General features: G+C 66.1%; 14 protein-coding genes and 1 pseudogene. 5 read left to right on the top strand and 10 right to left on the bottom strand.

All coding sequences use genetic code 11. The annotated features are described in order from the left end of the window. The first annotated feature begins 70 nt into the window (after positions 1–70). From LMA02_RS07525 to LMA02_RS07515, 3 genes are read left to right on the top strand one after another with little or no spacing between them, the layout of a single operon-like run. Entirely contained in the window at positions 71–1,567 is a 1,497-nt protein-coding gene (locus tag LMA02_RS07525) for an efflux transporter outer membrane subunit (protein ID WP_228907484.1), read from the top strand. 52 nt (positions 1,568–1,619) lie between these two features. Further along, positions 1,620–2,843 carry an efflux RND transporter periplasmic adaptor subunit gene (locus tag LMA02_RS07520; RefSeq protein ID WP_228907483.1) on the top strand — a complete coding sequence of 408 codons (1,224 nt, stop codon included), beginning with the start codon at positions 1,620–1,622 and terminating at the stop codon, positions 2,841–2,843. Between the two features lie 22 nt (positions 2,844–2,865). Then, entirely contained in the window at positions 2,866–4,425 is a 1,560-nt protein-coding gene (locus LMA02_RS07515; protein WP_228907482.1) for a DHA2 family efflux MFS transporter permease subunit, read from the top strand. Between the two features lie 92 nt (positions 4,426–4,517). Here LMA02_RS07515 and truB read toward each other — a convergent pair whose 3' ends face one another. The 9 genes from truB to LMA02_RS07470 all read right to left on the bottom strand — a co-directional run bounded on the left by truB (position 4,518) and on the right by LMA02_RS07470 (position 16,592). Continuing rightward, complete coding sequence (gene truB, locus LMA02_RS07510) at positions 4,518–5,450, bottom strand: tRNA pseudouridine(55) synthase TruB (RefSeq protein WP_175798254.1); 933 nt, start codon at positions 5,448–5,450, stop codon at positions 4,518–4,520. A 13-nt stretch (positions 5,451–5,463) separates the two neighbouring features. After that, the gene (gene rbfA, locus LMA02_RS07505) at positions 5,464–5,862 is read right to left on the bottom strand and encodes a 30S ribosome-binding factor RbfA (RefSeq protein WP_006752288.1); all 399 of its coding nucleotides are present in this window, start codon (positions 5,860–5,862) and stop codon (positions 5,464–5,466) included. Positions 5,863–5,976: 114 nt separating this feature from the next. Continuing rightward, entirely contained in the window at positions 5,977–8,898 is a 2,922-nt protein-coding gene (infB, locus tag LMA02_RS07500; RefSeq protein WP_228907481.1) for a translation initiation factor IF-2, read from the bottom strand. Positions 8,899–8,989: 91 nt separating this feature from the next. After that, a complete protein-coding gene (gene nusA / locus LMA02_RS07495) occupies positions 8,990–10,465 on the bottom strand; it encodes a transcription termination factor NusA (RefSeq protein ID WP_006757628.1) in 1,476 nt (491 codons plus the stop codon). Beyond that, on the bottom strand, positions 10,465–10,923 hold the full coding sequence (rimP, locus tag LMA02_RS07490; protein ID WP_006752291.1) for a ribosome maturation factor RimP: 459 nt from the start codon (positions 10,921–10,923) through the stop codon (positions 10,465–10,467). The genes nusA and rimP overlap by 1 nt, the downstream gene beginning before the upstream one ends. 426 nt (positions 10,924–11,349) lie before the next feature. Then, positions 11,350–13,068 carry a 23S rRNA pseudouridine(2605) synthase RluB gene (gene rluB, locus LMA02_RS07485; RefSeq protein WP_228907480.1) on the bottom strand — a complete coding sequence of 573 codons (1,719 nt, stop codon included), beginning with the start codon at positions 13,066–13,068 and terminating at the stop codon, positions 11,350–11,352. A 60-nt stretch (positions 13,069–13,128) separates the two neighbouring features. Next, entirely contained in the window at positions 13,129–14,151 is a 1,023-nt protein-coding gene (scpB, locus tag LMA02_RS07480; protein WP_228907479.1) for an SMC-Scp complex subunit ScpB, read from the bottom strand. A 271-nt stretch (positions 14,152–14,422) separates the two neighbouring features. Continuing rightward, on the bottom strand, positions 14,423–15,625 hold the full coding sequence (locus LMA02_RS07475; RefSeq protein WP_228907478.1) for a pyridoxal phosphate-dependent aminotransferase: 1,203 nt from the start codon (positions 15,623–15,625) through the stop codon (positions 14,423–14,425). A 64-nt stretch (positions 15,626–15,689) separates the two neighbouring features. Continuing rightward, positions 15,690–16,592 (bottom strand): LysR family transcriptional regulator, encoded by a 903-nt coding sequence (locus tag LMA02_RS07470; RefSeq protein WP_166721490.1) that lies wholly within the window; start codon positions 16,590–16,592, stop codon positions 15,690–15,692. 432 nt (positions 16,593–17,024) lie between these two features. On the opposite strand from LMA02_RS07470, the pseudogene LMA02_RS07465 reads away from it, so the two are divergent. Further along, positions 17,025–17,420 (top strand): annotated as a pseudogene (locus LMA02_RS07465) (transposase); the annotation flags it as partial. Positions 17,421–17,622: 202 nt separating this feature from the next. Continuing rightward, the gene (locus tag LMA02_RS07460; RefSeq protein ID WP_228907477.1) at positions 17,623–17,874 is read left to right on the top strand and encodes a hypothetical protein; all 252 of its coding nucleotides are present in this window, start codon (positions 17,623–17,625) and stop codon (positions 17,872–17,874) included. Between the two features lie 191 nt (positions 17,875–18,065). On the opposite strand, the gene LMA02_RS07455 is transcribed toward LMA02_RS07460, so the two are convergent. Next, the gene (locus LMA02_RS07455) at positions 18,066–18,383 is read right to left on the bottom strand and encodes a hypothetical protein (RefSeq protein ID WP_006754206.1); all 318 of its coding nucleotides are present in this window, start codon (positions 18,381–18,383) and stop codon (positions 18,066–18,068) included. Positions 18,384–18,415: the final 32 nt, after the last annotated feature.

The raw sequence follows: 18,415 nt of genomic DNA, 5'->3' as shown, positions 1-18,415 counted from the left end.
ACTTTTGACAGATTAATGTAAGGAAATCCTTGCAGTGTCCATCATTCATTCCGAGTCAGGGAACAGCGCGATGAAATCCTCCCCGTTGTCCGTGCGCGCCGGGTCGTGCCGCGCCGCCGTCGCCGCCGCGCTTGCCGCGCTGACGCTGGCAGGCTGCGCAAACTACATCGGCATCAAGAGCGACAAGCAGATCGCTCCCGCGTCGCAATTCGAAACCACCCAGAGCCTGCCGGCCCAGGGCGGCCAGTGGCCGGCGCTCGACTGGGCAAACCAGTTCGGCGATCCGCAGCTGCCGAAGCTGATCGACGAGGCGCTCCAGGGCAACCCGTCGATCGCGCAGGCGCAGGCGCGCATCGCGAAAGCCTCGTCGTACATCGAATCGTCGCGCTCGAACCTGATGCCGAAGGCCGAAGCCAGCTACTCGTGGACGCGCGAGCTGTATTCGTCGAACGCGCTGTTCCCGCCCCCGTACGGCGGCCAGTGGTACAGCGAGAACAACGCGCTCGCGAGCGCGTCGTGGGATCTCGACCTGTGGGGCAAGAATCGCGAGCGCCTGCACACGGCCGTGTCGCAGGAAAAGGCCGCCGAAGCCGACATGCAGCAGGCGCGCATCACGCTCGCGGCGTCGGTCGCCCGCACCTACAACTCGCTCGCGCAACTGTATGCGCTGCGCGACATCGCGCAACGCGAGATCACCAACCGCCAGACGGTCGGCAAGATCACCGACGGCCGCGTGTCGGCCGGCCTCGACACCAACGTGGAACGCCAGACCGCGCGCGGCAATATCGCGACGACCCAGGCGTCGCTGTCCGACCTCGACGGCCAGATCACGACCGTGCGCTACCAGCTCGCTGCGCTGCTCGGCAAGGGTCCGGACCGCGGGCTGCAGATCGCCGCGCCGGTGATGAGCCCGGCCGGCGACGTCGCGCTGCCCGGCAACCTGCCGGCCGACCTCGTGGCGCGGCGCCCCGACATCGTCGCCGCGCGCTGGCAGGTCGAGGCCGCGATGCACGACGTGAAGGAAGCGAAGGCCGAGTTCTTCCCGGACGTGAATCTCGCGGCCGGCTTCGGCTTCGATGCGTTCGGCTGGGGCAAATTCCTGAATTTCGCGAGCCGCCAGGCGCAGTTCGGCCCGGCCATCCACCTGCCGATCTTCGATGCCGGCGCGCTGCGCGCGCAGCTCAAGGGCCGCTATGCGGACTTCGACCTGTCGGTCGCGAACTACAACCAGACGCTGATCAACGCGCTGAACGACGTCGCGACGCAGGTCGCGTCGATCCGCGCGGTCGATCGCCAGATGGATGACGCACAGCGTGCGCTCGACGCGTCGACGCGTGCGTACGATCTCGCCGTGATCCGCTACAAGGCCGGCCTGTCGCCCCAGCTCCAGGTGCTGACCGCGGACAGCAACCGCCTCGCATCGGAACAGACGGTGACCAACCTGAAGATGCGCCGGCGCGACATGCAGCTCGCGCTGATCAAGGCGCTCGGCGGCGGGTTCGACGCGACCGGCACGCGGCTCGCCGCGCCCGACGCCGACAAGCCGACGAAACAGGCCGCCAACTGATCCGGCGCCACCACTACGCAGACACTCGAAATAACGGACGGAGAAAATCGCCATGAGCGACCCTCAACAAAACGCCGCCAGCGCACAGCCGCAGAACAACGGGAAGCGCAAACGGATGATGACGCTGCTGATCGCGGTCATCGTGATCGCGGCCATCGCGTACGGCCTGTACTACTTCCTCGTCGCGCGCTTCCATGAAGAGACCGACGACGCGTACGTGAACGGCAACGTCGTGCAGATCACGCCGCAGATCACGGGTACCGTGATCGCCGTGAAGGCCGACGATACGCAGACGGTCAAGGCCGGCGACCCGCTGGTCGTGCTCGATCCGGCCGACTCGCAGGTCGCGCTGCAGCAGGCCGAGGCGAACCTCGCGCAGACGGTGCGCCAGGTGCGCGGCCTGTTCGTCAACGACGATCAGTACCGTGCGCAAGTCGCGCTGCGCCAGTCCGACCTGTCGAAGGCGCAGGACGACCTGCGCCGCCGGGTGGCCGTCGCGCAAACGGGCGCCGTGTCGCAGGAAGAAATCTCCCACGCCCGCGACGCGGTGCGCGCCGCCCAGGCGTCGGTCGACGCGGCGCAACAGCAGCTCGCATCGAACCGCGCGCTGACCGCGAACACGACGATCGCGTCGCATCCGAACGTGATGGCTGCTGCGGCGAAGGTTCGCGACGCGTACCTCGCGAACGCACGTAACGTGCTGCCCGCGCCGGTCACTGGCTATGTCGCGAAGCGCTCGGTGCAGGTCGGCCAGCGCGTGTCGCCGGGCAACCCGCTGATGTCGGTCGTGCCGCTGAATGCGGTGTGGGTCGATGCGAACTTCAAGGAAGTCCAGCTCAAGCACATGCGCATCGGCCAACCGGTCGAACTGACGGCCGACATCTATGGCTCGTCAGCCGTCTACCACGGCAAGGTCGTCGGCTTCTCGGCCGGGACGGGTTCGGCGTTCTCGCTGCTGCCGGCGCAGAACGCGACGGGCAACTGGATCAAGGTCGTGCAGCGCCTGCCGGTGCGTATCGAGATCGACCCGAAGGAGCTCGAGAAGCATCCGCTGCGCATCGGCCTGTCGATGCAGGTCGACGTCGACATCAAGGACGAGCGCGGCGACCAGCTCGCCAACGCGCAGAACACCGTCTACGAGACCAACGTGTTCGCGAAGTACGGCGATGAAGCCGACGCCGAGATCGCACGCATCGTCGCCGAGAACGCCGGCGGCAACGCAGCGGCGCCGGCCGCGGCTGCAGCGAAATCGAGCGGCGCCGCCAAGATGATGTAACGACTCCGGAAAAACTACCGACATGGCACAGGCTCCAGTCTCCCACCCGCCCTTGCAAGGCGGGCAACTCGTGCTCGGGACGATCGCGGTATCGCTCGCGGTGTTCATGAACGTGCTCGACACGTCCATCGCGAACGTCGCGATCCCGACCATCTCGGGCGACCTCGGCGTATCGTCCGACCAGGGTACGTGGGTCATCACGTCGTTCGCGGTCGCGAACGCGATCTCCGTGCCGCTGACGGGCTGGCTGACCGATCGCTTCGGACAGGTTCGCCTGTTCATCGCGTCGATCATCCTGTTCGTCATCTCGTCGTGGATGTGCGGGCTGGCGCCGAGCCTGCCGTTCCTGCTCGCGTCGCGCGTGCTCCAGGGCGCGGTCGCGGGGCCGATGATTCCGCTGTCGCAATCCCTGCTGCTGTCGAGCTACCCGCGCGCGAAGGCGCCGATGGCGCTCGCGCTGTGGTCGATGACGACGCTGATCGCACCGGTCGCGGGCCCGATCCTCGGCGGCTGGATCTCGGACAACTATTCGTGGCCGTGGATCTTCTACGTGAACATCCCGGTCGGCATCGCCGCAGCGCTGGCCACGTGGTCGATCTATCGCACGCGCGAATCGACGGTGCGCCGCGCGCCGATCGATGGCGTCGGCCTCGCGCTGCTCGTGCTTTGGGTCGGTTCGCTGCAGATCATGCTCGACAAGGGCAAGGATCTCGACTGGTTCGCGTCGACGACGATCATCGCGCTCGCGCTGATCGCGATCATCTCGTTCGCGTTCTTCGTGATCTGGGAGCTGACGGCCGAACATCCAGTCGTCGACCTGTCGCTGTTCCGCATGCGCAATTTCACGGGCGGCACGATCGCGCTCGCGGTCGGCTACGGGCTCTACTTCGGCAACCTCGTGCTGCTGCCGCTGTGGCTGCAGACCCAGATTGGCTACACGGCCACCGATGCGGGCCTCGTGATGGCGCCCGTCGGGCTGTTCGCGATCCTGCTGTCGCCGCTGACCGGCAAGTTCCTGCCGCGCACGGACCCGCGCTACATCGCGACCGCCGCGTTCCTGACGTTCGCGCTGTGCTTCTGGATGCGCTCGCGCTACACGACCGGGGTCGACGAGTGGTCACTGACGCTGCCGACGCTCGTGCAAGGCATCGCGATGGCCGGCTTCTTCATCCCGCTCGTGTCGATCACGCTGTCCGGCCTGCCCGGCCATCGCATTCCCGCGGCATCGGGCTTGTCGAACTTCGTGCGGATCATGTGCGGCGGCATCGGCACGTCGATCTTCCAGACCGCGTGGGATCACCGGAACAACTTCCACCACGCGCAACTGGTCGAGCAGGCCAACCCGTACAACCCGACGTTCAACCAGGCCGTCACGCAGATGGGCAACCTCGGGCTGACGCAAAACCAGGCGCATGGCCTCATCAACAACATGGCCACGCAGCAGGCCGCGCAACTGGGCGTGAACGATCTGTTCTATATCTCGGCGGCGATCTTCGTGCTGCTGATCGGACTGATCTGGATCACGAAGCCCGAACGCGCGGGCGGCGGCGATGCGGGTGCGGCGGCGTCGGCTGCACACTGAGCACCGCGCTCGAACGAGCGCGCCAAACAAAATAGCCCGGTCGACTCCGACCGGGCTATTTTTTCATTCCGACGGCGCTGGCGCGCCGCGCATCATGCAGCCGTCACGACCAGGCGTTCGGGTGCGAGCACGCCGTTGGCCTTGCGAGCCACGCCGAGCAGCCGCGCCGCATCGTACACGCGCACACGCTCGCCCTCCGCCGCATCGATCGGATCGAGCGCCGACAGCGGCAAGCGCTGACCATGCAGGAAGCGCTTCGCGCCGGCTTCGTCCAGACGCACCAGCGGAAACGTCGACAGCAGCGCGTCGACCGGCTGAAGCCACGCATCGCGCGCCGCTTCGTCCGCGTCGGACAGCGCGTCGAGCGTCACCGCATGCTCGAGCGTCAGTGCACCGACACCCGTGCGACGCAACATCGTCAGATGGGCGCCGCAACCGAGCGCTTCGCCGATATCTTCGGCCAGCGTACGCACATACGTGCCCTTGCTGCAGGTCACGCGAAACGTCACGTCCGGCAGCTCGCAGGCCAGCAGGTCGAGTGCATGAATCGTCACGTTGCGGCCTTCCCGTTCGACGGTCTGGCCCGCGCGCGCATATTCGTACAGCGGCTTGCCGTCACGCTTGAGCGCCGAATACATCGGCGGCACCTGCACGATCTCGCCGGTAAAGCGTGCGAGTGCGGCTTCCACCGCCGCCCGGTCGCATTCGACGGCGCGTGTGTCGAGCACGTCGCCTTCCGCGTCGCCGGTGGTCGTGCGTACGCCTAGACGCATCGTCGCTTCGTAGGTCTTGTCCGCTTCCAGCAAGTCCTGCGAGAACTTCGTCGCCTCGCCAAAGCACAGCGGCAACAGGCCCGAGGCCAGCGGATCGAGCGTGCCGGTGTGACCGGCTTTCTTCGCGAGAAGCAGGCGCTTCGCGCGAATCAGGGCGTCGTTGCTCGACAGACCAACCGGCTTGTCGAGCAGGAGGACGCCGTCCAGCGCGCGCCGAGGCACGCGCGGACGCTGGGGGGCTGCAGTCTTCATAGGGCGCGCGCGCTCAATCGTCCTTCGCAGGCGCGTCGGCTTCGTCGTCGTCCTTCGCGCGCGTCGAGTTGGCCTCCTTGATCAGGCGCGACATTTCCACGGCCTTCTCGATCGTCTGGTCGTAATGGAAATGCAGCGTCGGCACCGTATGAATGTGCAGGCGTTTGAACAGCAGGTTGTGAAGGTGACCCGACGCGTGGTTCAGCGCTTCCTGCGTCTTGTCCGGATCGCCGGTGAGCGCCGTGAAATAGATCTTCGCGTGCGCGTAGTCCGGCGTGAGCTCCACACTCTGGATGGTCACGATACCGATGCGCGGGTCTTTGACCTCGCGCATGATGAGTTCGGACAGATCGCGCTGAATCTGGTCGGCAATCTGAACGTTGCGATTGGGGGAAGTACGTTTCCTGGACATGATCGATCCCTGATTCGTTTATCAGGATAATGCGGCCGCCTTCTGGCACGCCGCCATGAAAATGGGCGGGACAGGCCCACAAGCCTGCCCCGCCCACGAGCCGATACGCGACGATTACAGCGTACGCGCGACTTCGGTCACTTCGAAGACTTCGAACTGGTCGCCTTCGATGACGTCGTTGAAGTTCTTCACCGACATACCGCACTCGAAGCCTTGCTTCACTTCCTTCACGTCGTCCTTGAAGCGCTTCAGCGATTCGAGTTCGCCCGTGAAGATCACGACGTTGTTGCGCAGTACGCGCACCGACGACGAGCGCTTGACGATACCGTCCGTGACCATACAGCCGGCGACCGTGCCGATCTTCGGCACCTTGAACACCTGGCGCACCTCGACCATACCGGTGATGACTTCGCGCTTCTCCGGCGCCAGCATGCCCGACATCGCGGCCTTCACCTCATCCACTGCGTCGTAGATGATGTTGTAGTAGCGGATGTCGATACCGTTCGCTTCGGCCAGCTTGCGCGCCTGTGCATCCGCACGCGTGTTGAAGCCGATGATGACCGCCTTCGATGCCGTCGCGAGGTTGACGTCGTTTTCGCTGATGCCACCCACCGCGCTGTGCACGATCTGCACGCGCACTTCGTCGGTCGACAGCTTGAGCAGCGACTGCACGAGCGCTTCCTGCGAGCCCTGCACGTCCGCCTTGATGATGAGCGGCAGGTTCTGCACTTCGCCTTCGCCCATCTGCTCGAGCATGCTTTCCAGCTTCGCGGCCTGCTGCTTCGCCAGCTTGACGTCGCGGAACTTGCCCTGGCGGAACAGCGCGATTTCGCGCGCCTTGCGCTCGTCCGGCAGCACGATCACTTCCTCACCGGCACCCGGCACTTCCGACAGACCCTGGATTTCGACCGGGATCGACGGGCCGGCTTCCTTCGTCGGCTTGCCGTTCTCGTCGAGCATCGCACGCACGCGGCCATAAGCCGAGCCTGCGAGCACGACGTCGCCGCGGTTCAGCGTACCCGACTGCACCAGGATCGTCGCGACCGGGCCCTTGCCCTTGTCCAGCTTCGCTTCGATCACGATGCCCTTGGCCGGCGCCTCGATCGGTGCCTTCAGTTCCAGCACTTCGGCCTGCAGCAGCACGTTCTCGAGCAGGTCGTCGATACCGACGCCCGTCTTGGCCGACACCGGCACGAACGGCGAATCGCCACCGTATTCTTCCGGCACGACGCCTTCCGCGACCAGTTCCTGCTTGACGCGGTCCAGGTTCGCTTCCGGCTTGTCGATCTTGTTGATCGCCACGACGATCGGCACGCCACCCGCCTTCGCGTGAGCGATGGCTTCCTTCGTCTGCGGCATCACGCCGTCGTCGGCAGCCACCACCAGCACCACGATGTCGGTCGCCTTCGCGCCGCGTGCACGCATTGCCGTGAACGCTTCGTGACCCGGCGTATCGAGGAACGTGATGACGCCGCGCGGCGTTTCGACGTGGTATGCGCCGATGTGCTGCGTAATGCCGCCCGCTTCGCCTGCTGCAACCTTCGCGCGGCGGATGTGGTCGAGCAGCGAGGTCTTGCCGTGGTCGACGTGGCCCATCACGGTGACGACCGGCGGACGCGGCAGTTGCTCCGCATCGGTGGTGGTCTCGCCTTCGACCAGCAGCGCTTCCGGATCGTCCAGCTTCGCGGCAACCGCGCGGTGGCCCAGTTCCTCGACGACGATCATCGCCGTTTCCTGGTCCAGCACCTGGTTGATCGTGACCATCTGGCCCATCTTCATCATCACCTTGATGACTTCCGAGGCCTTGATCGACATCTTGTGCGCGAGATCGGCAACCGAGACGGTTTCCGGCACGTGCACTTCACGCACGATCGGTTCGGTCGGTGCCTGGAACGTCGATGCACTGTCCTGGTGACGGCCACGACCCTTCGGGCCGCCGCGCCAGCCGCGGTCGACGCCGCCGCTCGAATCGCCGCGCGTCTTGATGCCGCGGCGCTTGGCTGCGTCGTCCTGCCAGCCGCCCTTGCCGCCACCCGGCTTCTTGTTGCGGTCGCCCGCACCTGCCGGTGCCTGCGTCGTCGCCGGCGCTGCGCCGGCCGGCTTCTTCACGGCCGGACGTGCCGTGCTTGCGCCCGCCGGCTTTGCCGGCTTGTGCAACGTGCCCTTCGCTTCGACCGGCTTCGGCGGTTCCACCGGCTTCGGCGGCTCGACTGCCTTGACCATGGCCTTGCGCGGCGTGTTCATCATTTCGCGGATCGCGCGCGCTTCGGCCTCGGCCGCCTCGCGACGCTTGCGAATCTCTTCCTGCTCGGCGCGCGTCTTGTCCGCCGCCTCGCGGGCAGCGTCCTCGGCCTTCTTCGCCGCTTCGCGCTGGGCCGCACGTTCGGCGGCCGCGCGTGCTTCGTCCTGCGCGGACTGCGCACCGGCTGATTCCTGCTGAGCCTCGGCGGCCTGCTGGGCAGCAGCCTGCTGCTGTGCCGCTACGGCTTCGGCCGTGGCACGCTTCGCCGCCGCTTCTTCCTCGGCACGACGGCGCTCGGCTTCGGCCGCTTCCTCACGGGCGCGGCGCTCGGCTTCCTCGCGCTCGAGGCGCTCCTGGCGCTCGCGCAGTTCCTGCGCCTGCTTCTCGAGCAGCTCCGCCTCGCGGCGCGCTTCTTCCTCGCGACGCTTCAGTTCTGCATCGTCGTCCGCTTCGGCGACCTGCGCCTGACCCTGTTCCGCACCCTCGGCCACGTCGTCGCGCTTGACGAACGTACGCTTCTTGCGGACCTCGACCTGAATGGTGCGAGCCTTGCCCGTCGCGTCAGATTGCTTGATCTCCGACGTATGCTTGCGGGTCAGCGTGATCTTGCGCTTGTCGCCGTCGGTTGCGCCGTGCGACTTGCGCAAATGATCGAGCAGACGCGCCTTGTCCGCCTCGGACAGCGCATCGTCTTCACTCGCTTTCTGGACGCCCGCTGCCTGCAGCTGTTCGAGCAGCACACCAGCAGGCATTTTCAGTTCCGCGGCAAATTGGGCTACGTTGTTACTCGCCATTCATTCCTCTTAGTGCAAGGACCGATTCCTTGCGGTTAGCATCGGGTCAGGCCATAAGGCCGCCATCAAATCAGTGCGCCATGGTCATTTCTCACTGGAACCAGTGTTCACGTGCTTTCATGATCAACGCCTTAGCGGCATCCTCTTCCATCCCGGTCATATCGACCAGTTCATCCACAGCCAGCTCGGCGAGATCGTCCCGCGTCTGCATGCCGTGTTCGGCCAGCTTTGCGAGCAACTCCGGCGTGATGCCGTCGAGGCCCTTCAAATCCAGCGCTGCGTTTTCGACCTTTTCTTCGTTCGCGATCGCCATCGTCAACAGTGCGTCGCGTGCGCGGTTGCGCAGCTCGTGCACGGTGTCCTCGTCGAATGCCTCGATTTCGAGCATTTCGTTGAGCGGCACGTAAGCGATCTCTTCGAGGCTCGTGAAGCCTTCGTCAATCAGGATGTCGGCAACTTCTTCGTCGACGTCGAGACGCGCCATGAAGAGCGCACGCAGTCGATCGCGCTCTTCACCCTGCTTCAGGGCGGATTCGTCCGGCGTCATGATGTTGATCTGCCAGCCGGTCAGTTCACCGGCAAGGCGAACGTTCTGACCGCTGCGGCCGATCGCGACAGCCAGCTCGTTCTCGTCGACGACGACGTCCATCGAGTGCTTTTCTTCATCGACGACGATCGACTGGACGGCTGCCGGCGCGAGCGCGCCGATCACGAACTGGGCGGGATCCTCGGACCATAGCACGATGTCGATGTTTTCGCCACCAAGCTCGTTACGCACGGCCTGCACGCGGGAGCCGCGGATGCCGACGCAGGTACCGATCGGATCGATCCGCTTGTCGTAGGCGATCACGCCGATCTTCGCGCGCACGCCCGGATCGCGAGCGGCTGCCTTGATCTCGAGCAGGCCCTGCTCGATTTCCGGCACTTCCATCTCGAACAGCTTCATCAGGAACTCGGGCGCCGTGCGCGAGAGTTCGATCTGCGGGCCGCGCGCGGTGCGGTCGACCTTCGCGATGTACGCACGCACGCGGTCGCCCACGCGCAGGTTTTCCTTCGGAATCAGCTGGTCGCGGCGCAGCAGCGCTTCGACGCGGCCCGATTCGACGATGAAGTTGCCCTTGTCGAGGCGCTTCACCGTGCCCGTCATGATCTTTTCGCCGCGCTCGAGGTAGTCGTTCAGGATCTGCTCGCGCTCGGCATCGCGCACCTTCTGCAGGATCACCTGCTTGGCAGCCTGCGCGCCGATACGGCCGAACTCGATCGACGGCACCGGTTCCTCGACGAATTCGCCGACTTCGACGTCGGGGTTCTGCTCACGCGCTTCGAACAGCAGGATCTCGCGATCCGGCTCCTGCAAGCCTGCCTCGTCAGGGACGACGAGCCAGCGACGGAAGGTTTCGTGCTCGCCGCTTTCGCGATCGATATGGACGCGGATTTCGGCGCCTTCGTCGAACAGCTTCTTGGAAGCGGACGCGAGCGCAGCCTCGAGGGCGCCCAGCACCACATCCTTGTCGACGTTTTTCTCGCGCGCCAGCGCATCCACCAGCATCAACACTTCGCGACTCATTATTTGCGGCTCCTAAAGTCAACTTGCGGAATCAGGCGGGCTTTGTCGATGTCTGCCAGCGTGAAATCCAGCATGGCCGCCTCGCCCTTCTTCCCCTCAAATTCCAAACCGATCGTTTCGCCATTCGGCGCGTGCAGAATGCCCCGGTACGTCTTGCGCCCATCCAGCGGCTTTTTCAAGGTCACGGAAACTTCGCTGCCGGCGAAGCGCTCGAAGTCGGCCAGTTTCTTCAACGGGCGGTCGAGCCCCGGAGACGAGACTTCGAGCCGTTCGTAATCGATGTTTTCGACCGTCAAGACGTGCTGGAGCTGACGCGTGACCTTTTCGCAATCTTCGAGCGAAATGCCGGCAAGCTGATCGATATAGATGCAAAGCATGCCGCGCCCGGTGCGCTCGAGATCCACCAGCTCGTAGCCGAGCCCGGTGACCGTGGTTTCTATCAGTTCCGTCAGTTGCACTGTGTCCTCTCAGGTGTTCGCGCCCGCCGCTCGCGATTACACCCGCGGGCGCGCGCCTTAGCCGGCGCAGGAAGCGCTACCCGAGATGCCTAACCGTTTCAGCAAAAAAAAATGGGCGGAACGCCCATCTTCTCTTACTGGTGGTCGCACCTGAGCCGCACATTGAATCCGTACGCCCAGCGACTCCGCGATTATAGCGTTTTTTGGCGCAAACGCCAAGCCAGCCGGTAAAAGCAGCGCCCAGCCCGCATTTACCGACCAAAAATGCGAAACCGGACTGTCCGACCAGGCACAATCCGGCAGCGCGATATATATACAGTCAAAAGCAAGTCACGCAACGCACGGTGCCGACCGAACCGGATTCACGCCGATTTAGCCGGCACACCGGCATGCCGGCGGCTTCACGCCGCCGTCCGCCAGAAACGCTCAGCGACCGCGCGAGCGATTGCGCTGCGGACGCTGGCCGCCGCGTGCACCACCACCGGCGTTGCCGGCGCCTTCGGCGCGATTGCCGTTCGGGTTGCGGTTGCCGCCGCCCTTAACGCCGCCACGCTTGCCGCCCGCGCCGCCTTCACGCTTGGGACCAGCGCCATACGACGCACGATTGCCGTCGACATCGCGGCCGCCGCCCGAGCGGTTGCCATGGCCCGACGGCGAAACCGGCAGGCTGCCGTAGCCGCTCAGGCCCGGCAGGCCCGGGCCGCCGCGCCGACCGCCGCCGCGACGCGGCTGGTCGAGTTGACCATGCGTAGTCAGCACCGGCTCGCGGCTGATGAAGCCCATCGACGTTTGCATCGGATCCGGCTGGCGGCGCTCGGCCGGCCCACTGCCACCGCGTTTGCCCTTTTCCTCGGACGGCGCCTTCAGGCCGACGGTCGCCATCAGCTTGCGTACCTGCGCCTCGTCGAGCTCTTCCCAACGACCGCGCTTCAGGCCGCGCGGCAGCGGGATCGGACCGTGGCGCGTACGGATCAGGCGGCTCACCATCAGGCCGGCCGCTTCGAACATACGGCGCACTTCGCGGTTGCGGCCTTCGGCCAGCGCAACGTGATACCAGTGGTTCGTGCCTTCGCCGCCGCCGTCGCGGATGCGCAGGAAGTTCGCCGGGCCGTCATCGAGTTCGACGCCATGCAGCAGCTTCTGGCGCATCCCTTCGGACAGCTCGCCGACGACACGCACCGCATATTCGCGCTCGACGCTGTAGCGCGGGTGCATGAAGCGGTTCGCGAGATCGCCCGACGTGGTCAGCATCAGCAGACCTTCGGTGTTGAAGTCGAGGCGGCCCACCGCGAGCCATTTCGCCGTCTTCATCGGCGGCAGGCGATCGAACACCGACGGACGACCTTCCGGATCCGCATGGCTGACGATCTCGCCCGTCGGCTTGTGGTACAGCAGCACGCGCGGCGGCTTGTTCGGCAGCTTGCGCTTGACCGGCTTGCCGTTGATGCGGACCTGGTCGGTCGGCATGATGCGCTGGCCGATGTGCGCGGGCTCACCGTTCACCGACACGCGGCCGGCGACGATCAGCTCTTCCATTTCGCGGCGTGAGCCCATGCCTGCTTCCGCGAGCACCTTGTGAAGCTTCGGCGCGTCGTCGTCCGGCGACAGCACGCGCTTGTTCGTCGGCTGCGCGCGACCGCGACGCAGCATCGGCGCACGCACGCCGCTGCCGCCCGCCGAGTTGTCCGCGTCGAAGGCCGGCGACGTCACATAGGCGAACAGATCGTCCTGCGACACTGCATCGCCTTCGGCCTTCGCCGCGCCGCCCTCGGCCTTCGCCGGACCGCCACGCCGCCCCTGGCCGCCTTGTCCGCCCGGAGCACCCTTGGCTGCACCTTCACGCTTGCCGGCCGGCTTGCGGCCGCCCTTGGCCGCACCTTCCTTGCGCGGTGCGCGTGCGGGCTGCGCTTCCGCGGCCTCGGCCGGCTGCGCGTCCGCGCCTTCGCCGTCCTGGGACTCGCCATCGGCGCCCTTCGACTTGGCCGCCGCGCGGCGACGTGCGATCAAGCTGCGCGGGCCGCGCCGCAGGCCGCGGCGGGGACGCTCGTCACCACCCGCGGCCGGAGCGTCCTGCTCCGGCGTATCGTCGGCACGCGCGGCCTGCACGGCAGGCGCGGACGATTCAATATCGTGGATATCTGTCAAAACAACCTCAAAATGTCAGGTCTCGCGCCCGGCGCGGGCGCGGCAAGAAGTCGGCCGCGATTAGGCGCGGCGCTGTTCGGGTTCTGCTTCGTCGTCCGGCAGCGCGTCGGCGCCGATGGGCGCGCTGGCACTGCGTACGGCATCGGCGAGGCTGTCGGACGTATCGTCCAGCATCTCGCCGTCCGCGGGACGGGATCGTGAGGCGCCGGCGTTCCCAGCCTCGCCCGGCATGTCGCCGACCGCCTCCGCTCCGTCTCCGGCAACCGCGTCGGCGGCCGGCTTGCGATCTTCCTCGTTCCACTCCGCGCGCGGCGGCTCGGACTGCCCGCCGGCCGGCGCTGCTTCGGCGCCGTCCTGTTCGGTTTGAACGCGATCCACTTCCAGCGTATCGCGGTTCGGCATTTCGTGCGTCGACGCGACGTCCGTCGCCGCGTCACCCGGCAATTCGTCATGCTGCGCATGCGGTTCGTCGACCGCCGCTTCGCCGGCTTCCGGCGTCGCTTCCACCGCCAACACATCGCCGTCGAAGTCCATCGCCTGCTGCGCGAGCAGCGCGGCCTCGATGTTCGCGGCCGGCTCCTCGAGCGCGGGCAGGTCGTCCAGCGCCTTCAGGCCGAGATCGTCGAGGAACTGCTTGGTCGTCGCATACAGCGCCGGACGCCCCGGCACGTCGCGATGCCCGATCACTTCGATCCAGCCACGGTCCTCAAGCTGCTTGACCACCTGCGTATTGACCGTGACGCCGCGAATCTCTTCGATGTCGCCGCGCGTAACGGGTTGCCGATACGCAATGATCGCGAGCGTTTCGAGCACCGCGCGCGAATATTTCGGCGGCTTCTCGGGATGCAATCGATCCAGGTAGTGACGCATCGCCGGCTTGCTCTGAAAGCGCCATCCGGTTGCCAGCGCCACCAGTTCGACACCGCGGCCGGACCAATCCTGTTTCAGATCTTCGAGCAACGTGCGGACCGTGTCAGCCGACACGCCGTCGGCAAAGAGCTTGCGCAAATCGCCGAGCTTCAGCGGTTCCTGCGCGCAGATCAAAGCAGTCTCGAGGACGATCTTCGCCTCTTGGGTATTCATGCAGCTAGGCCAGACCCTGTGGTCAAACGAACCGGATCAAACAGACGAAAGTAACGGAAGACGCGCTCGCCCGATTCTGATCGGTCATATTGATGGGAGCACGAACCGGGGGCGGCGAACCAACTTCAAGCCAGGCCCAAACCGGACGGAACAGCACGGCTCAACGACGGAACCGCGTGACTGAGCGCCATATTACGCAAAATCGCCCGGTGCGTAAAGATGAGCCGAACGGCCCCGCCGTTCCGCATGCCCCAGGCGCTCCGTCCCCGCTTCAGCGCGAGCCCGCGCCGCGCGCGAGGAAGCGGCGCAAGCGCTCGACGCCCGCTTCGAGCCGCGCCGGATCGCATGCATAGCACCAGCGCACGAACCCTTCCCCCTCCGGGCCGAACGCGCGCCCCGGCGCCAGTCCGAGCCCCGCCTCGCGCACCAGCGACTTGCAGAACGCGAGGCTGTCTTCCGCGCCCGGCAAGCGCAGGAACAGATACATCGCGCCCGGCGGAGGCGGCACGTCGACGCCCGGCAGCGCGCGCAGCGCCGCAACCAGATGGTCACGCGCGCCGCGCAGCGCCGCGACGAACGACTGCACGAACGGCTCGCCATCGCGTAGCGCGACTTCGCCCGCGGCCTGGATGAAACCGGGAGCGCACGACGTGTTGTATTCGACCAGCTTCGACAGATCGCCCATGACCGGCGCCGGTGCGACCAGCCATCCGAGCCGCCAGCCCGTCATCGCCCAAGCCTTCGAGAACGAATTCACGACGATCAGCCGCTCGTCGCGCGACGCGATATCGAGGAACGACGGCGCGCCGGCCGCACCGAACGCGAGTCGTTCGTACACCTCGTCGGCGACCACCCAGATGCCATGACGTCGGCAATGCGCGAGTACGGCCTGCTGGTCGTCGCGGGACATCGTCCAGCCGGTCGGATTGTTTGGCGAGTTGACGAACAGCATCCGCGTGTCGGGCGTCAGCGCCGCGAGCAGCCGGTCCACATCGAGCCGCCAGCCTGCATCGCCATGGCCGAGCGGCACGCATTCGACCAGTGCACCGAGGATCTTCGGGATTTCGACAAGGTTCGGCCAGAGCGGCGTGACCGCGACGACGCGATCGCCCGGACCGGCCAGCAGCTGCGCAGCCAGCATCAGCGCGCTCACGCCCGAACTCGTCACGGCGACCGTATCGACCGGCGTCGCGCCGTGACGCGCGCTCACATAGTCCGCGATCGCGCGGCGCAACGGGACGGTGCCGAGGTTCTGCGTATAGAAGGTTGCGCCGTCGCGCAGCGCCGCCGCGGCCGCGTCGCGAATGAATGCCGGTGTCACGCGATCGGATTCGCCGAACCAGAACGGCAGCATGTCGGGCACGTCGAAGCCGGCGTTCGCCACTTCCCTGATCAGCGACGGACGCAGCGCCTGGACTGCGCCGCGTGCCGCCGGTGCGCCCGTCGCCGGGCCGACATCTGCGGAATGCGTCATCGAGAACCGCCACCGTGGAACACGATTCGCGTAGTGTACCGGCGTGCGCGCCGGATCCGCACCCTCAATCGAGGTCCTCCGCCCGCGCCGGCATCTGGCGCGCGAGCTCCCAGATCGCCTGCGCGGCGGGCGACAGCGACCGGTCGCGGCGGCGCACCAGCTCGACGGTGCGCTCGGTACGCGGCGTCAGCGGCCGCGCGACCAGCGTCGATCCTGCCGGCAGCGGCAGCGACAGCCACGGCTGCACGCTCACGCCGACGCCGGCCTCGACGAGCCCGAATACCGTCGCCGAATGCCCGAGCTCCTGCATGACCGTCGCATTCACCCGATGGGCGGCCAGCGCGGCGTCGATCAGCGGCCGGCTTCCGGACGCATGGTCGAGCAGCACGAGGCGCTCGCCGTCGAGCGCCGTCCACGGCACCTCCGCCCGCGCCGCAAGCGGATGATCGGCGCGCGCGACCAGGCAGAACGAATCGGTCATCAACGGTTCGCACACGAGATCGGCAACGGTGAGCGGCCCGATGACAACGCCGAAATCGACCTCGCTCGACTTCACCTTGCGCAGCACGTCGCTCTGCACGTCGTCGCGCAAGCCAAGCGTGACGAACGGGAACTGGCGCTCGCACGACGCGACGACACGCGGCATCAGCCGGCACGCGATCGTCGGGCTCGCGGCGACGATCACGCGCCCCCGCCGCTGCTCGCCGATCTCGCGAATCTCGCGCAGCGTGTCGTCGAGATCGTCAATCAGGCGGGACACGCTCGCGATCAGGTTGGCACCGACATCGGTCAGCTGCACGTCGCGCGTCGTCCGGTCGATCAGCTTCAGCCCGAGTTCCGTCTCGAGCTCACGCACGCAACGGCTCACCGCGGACTGCGTGAGCCCGATCTCGTCGCCCGCGCGGCTGAAGCTCCTGAGCCGCGCAACCTCGATGAAGACGCGAAGCTGGCGCAGCGTTACGTTCATCCCCTCACCTCATCAATCGTGGATACCGATGCGCGATTTTAATGCGCGAAACGCGCTTCGATGTGCGAATCCGGCATCGATCACCCATGTTTCGCTGCGGTGCAATATTCGCGCGAACGCACGCGGCACGGGCGAAGTGCACAAGATTGGTGATTGTCCCGATTTGCTGCCGGGTTATTTTGGCGTCTTATACGCCCCTAGCTGACTTAGCCGTTAGCCCGCTGCCAAGCGGCTCTCGAGGGAATCGCCTCCGACGTGGCACACATCGTGCTTTATCTGACGCACAGGGCGCAGGTTTTCGTCGGACGGGAAGGCAGAAACGCCGCTGCCGGCCAACCGGACGCCCCCACCCGGCACTCGATGTTCGAGTGCCTGAAGAGTGCGCGGCGCAGGGCAGCGCACCGGAGTTAGCTTCGCTGAGGTGAGGACATGATGCTGTTCGACGATTTGAGAGATAACGAGTGGGCGCTGGTCGAGGGTCTGTTTTGCTCGGAACCCGCACGAAGCGAACGACGCGGCCGTCCCCGCGTGGAGGCCCGTTCCGTGGTCAATGCCGTGCTGTGGGTACTGTCGACGGGTGAAGGCTGGTCCAAGCTGCCGGGCCGCTATCCGTCGCCGCCGACCTGCCGCCGTCGCTTCGACGAATGGCAGGCAGACGGTACGCTCGCCGAAATCGTCAAGCGACTCGGCACGAGCGGCCGCCAGATCTCGTTGCGCGGTCGCATCGGGGCAAGCGCGGCGAAGCCGCCTGCACCGCCGAGCCGCGACCGGCTGCGCGGCGCATTCTGGACCAATCCGGAATCCTGGCGCGCCCCCGTGAAGATGGCGTAACGCATACTCGATCGGGCGGCTTCGGCCGCCCGGTTTCTTTCAGCGCCTCGTTCATTGTGCGGCGCTCGCGTCGTCGTCGATCACCGCTGTCGTGCTGCGATACATCTCTTTACTATTATTTACAGCAAACCTGCACTCCCGCGCTTACCTTAGCGTCATATCAACAAGCTGCGCCGGCGGCTTGAAGGGAGCCCCCGCCATGAAACCAATGTCACTGCTCGTCGCATGCGGCATTGTCATTTCGCTGGCGCTGACCGCCCCCGCTCGTGCCGACGATCACGGGAAGCCGCCTCACCGCCAGCAAGAACACCGGAACACCCTTCGCCAGCAACCACCCGCCACGTCGTCCAACCGGCAGACCGTGCCGCGCGGCGACCTGCGCGGCGACATCGCCAGCAACGCGCGTGCGCGCATCGGCTCGCAGCCGTCCGAGCTGCCGCGTCATCCGTAGCCCGACATCCTGCAGGTTTTCGTCAAAGAAAATTCCCCGATTCGGGAACTGCTCGACATGCGACGAGTCACATTCGTTGCCATGAGCACAGCGTGGCAACAGCAAAAGTATCCGGTACGCCCGTATCCTCGCGATACGGGCTTTTTTTCGGAGTGTCGCGCGGATGGGTGCGCGAGGACAGGCGCGCGCCGCTACAGGCGGCTTTCGAGAATCGCCACGGCGCTGGCTTCGCTCAATGCGTAGTCGTCCATACGGCGATCGGTCCAGGAAAGTAATTTCTCGTCGCGCTCGAGGCGCGCGCATTCGGCTCGACCGTTGTCGGTCAGCACCGCGATGTCGACCGGCGCATGAAAACCCGGTGCGGGAGCAACGGTCTTCTGCCTGACCGTGTCCATCAGTCCTAGCGACCGGAGATACTCGAACACGCCCGGGCGGCGCGCCCACGGTACCTGGCGGTACTGCACTCGTCTCAATGCGTCGAGCACCGCTTCGTTGGAATACGTGGCCATCTCGATTCTTTCTTAAAGTGCAGCGACAATGC

The organism is Burkholderia sp. B21-005, from assembly GCF_020843965.1.
In the GTDB taxonomy this organism is placed as follows: Bacteria; Pseudomonadota; Gammaproteobacteria; order Burkholderiales; family Burkholderiaceae; genus Burkholderia; species Burkholderia ambifaria.
The sequence above is the reverse complement of the archived record's forward strand: the minus strand, read 5'-3'. Positions and strand labels throughout refer to the sequence as shown.

Excerpts from the sequence above, each read along its gene's own strand:
- LMA02_RS07525 (WP_228907484.1), top strand. The coding sequence starts at position 71 with ATGAAATCCTCCCCGTTGTCCGTGCGCGCCGGGTCGTGCCGCGCCGCC.
- LMA02_RS07460 (WP_228907477.1), top strand. The coding sequence starts at position 17,623 with ATGAAACCAATGTCACTGCTCGTCGCATGCGGCATTGTCATTTCGCTG.
- LMA02_RS07470 (WP_166721490.1), bottom strand. The coding sequence starts at position 16,592 with ATGAACGTAACGCTGCGCCAGCTTCGCGTCTTCATCGAGGTTGCGCGG.
- nusA (WP_006757628.1), bottom strand. The coding sequence starts at position 10,465 with ATGAGTCGCGAAGTGTTGATGCTGGTGGATGCGCTGGCGCGCGAGAAA.
- infB (WP_228907481.1), bottom strand. The coding sequence starts at position 8,898 with ATGGCGAGTAACAACGTAGCCCAATTTGCCGCGGAACTGAAAATGCCT.
- LMA02_RS07515 (WP_228907482.1), top strand. The coding sequence starts at position 2,866 with ATGGCACAGGCTCCAGTCTCCCACCCGCCCTTGCAAGGCGGGCAACTC.
- LMA02_RS07520 (WP_228907483.1), top strand. The coding sequence starts at position 1,620 with ATGAGCGACCCTCAACAAAACGCCGCCAGCGCACAGCCGCAGAACAAC.
- LMA02_RS07455 (WP_006754206.1), bottom strand. The coding sequence starts at position 18,383 with ATGGCCACGTATTCCAACGAAGCGGTGCTCGACGCATTGAGACGAGTG.
- scpB (WP_228907479.1), bottom strand. The coding sequence starts at position 14,151 with ATGAATACCCAAGAGGCGAAGATCGTCCTCGAGACTGCTTTGATCTGC.
- rbfA (WP_006752288.1), bottom strand. The coding sequence starts at position 5,862 with ATGTCCAGGAAACGTACTTCCCCCAATCGCAACGTTCAGATTGCCGAC.
- LMA02_RS07475 (WP_228907478.1), bottom strand. The coding sequence starts at position 15,625 with ATGACGCATTCCGCAGATGTCGGCCCGGCGACGGGCGCACCGGCGGCA.
- truB (WP_175798254.1), bottom strand. The coding sequence starts at position 5,450 with ATGAAGACTGCAGCCCCCCAGCGTCCGCGCGTGCCTCGGCGCGCGCTG.